This window comes from Mesorhizobium sp. M0276 (assembly GCF_040321755.1).
GTDB lineage: Bacteria > Pseudomonadota > Alphaproteobacteria > Rhizobiales > Rhizobiaceae > Mesorhizobium.
In genome coordinates this window covers 1-868 of sequence record NZ_JAMYSC010000157.1, presented here as the reverse complement: position 1 = coordinate 868, position 868 = coordinate 1, and the positions used below count along the sequence as shown (strand labels likewise).

1 protein-coding gene and 1 pseudogene are annotated in these 868 nt (G+C 63.8%); both read right to left on the bottom strand.

From position 1 onward, the window contains the following. Positions 1-41: 41 nt before the first annotated feature. Positions 42-395, bottom strand: a complete 354-nt coding sequence (gene tnpA, locus NKJ01_RS36250; protein ID WP_352735386.1) for an IS66-like element accessory protein TnpA — start codon at positions 393-395, stop codon at positions 42-44. A gap of 304 nt (positions 396-699) precedes the next feature. Then, positions 700-868, bottom strand: a pseudogene (locus NKJ01_RS36245) (transposase); the annotation flags it as partial.

The window sequence follows — 868 nt, the reverse complement described above, 5'->3', positions numbered from 1 at the left end:
GCCGACCGCCAACCAGATCCGCACCTGGCTCGGGACCGGGATCATGAAACGCCCAGCGCCTTCACCATCGCCGCCGCCAGTGTCGCCGGCGTGGTCAGCGGAATCCGCAGCCGCACCTTGCCGGCGATCTCCAGCTCGATCACCGCTGGTGGCGCCGCCGGCACCGAAGCGGCGACAGGCTCATCGGGAACCACGACAACTTCGGCAAAGCCCGTCTCGCGGACTCTCATCGTGCGGCGCCACTTATAGATCAGGCTGGTCGCGACATCGTACTGGCGCGCTACCGCCGCCACTGTGGCCCCAGGCGCGAATGCCGCGGCCAGTATCCGGCATTGATCCGCTTCACTCCAACGACGCCGACGCTCCGGCCCGGTCAATAACGTCACATGGCTCATGCTGTGCTGCTAACTACGCTCGTAAGGACGACCTTATGAGCGCAGCCTCGCTACCGTGCCATGCTCGCGCAAGGCGGTCTTCGCCGGAGGTGTACGGCGAAGCGCGCCTAGTCTAGTTTCCATCCATAAACGCCCATTTTGGTGAGGATTTACAGAGCTTGCCGCAGGACGAACGTCGTTTGCGGTACCGTGCCGACGCGAAGTCCAATGGATCACGCCAGATAGAACTCGCCGAACGGAAGTTAGTCGTGGCTATGGAGCCGGCGCCTGCCGGCGGGCTGCTGACCCGCGCAATGGCTCGCCGTCAGGTCGGTTTGAGACGTGTGAAGAGGACGAGATTGTAGGCCACGACCGAGGCCAGACGTAGCTCTTGAAGTGATCAAGGCCGCGCCAGGTGCAGCGCGCCAAGCCGTAAGCACGCTTGAGGCATGAGATGTCGGCCTCGATGCCGGCACGGAAGTTGCGCAGCTTGC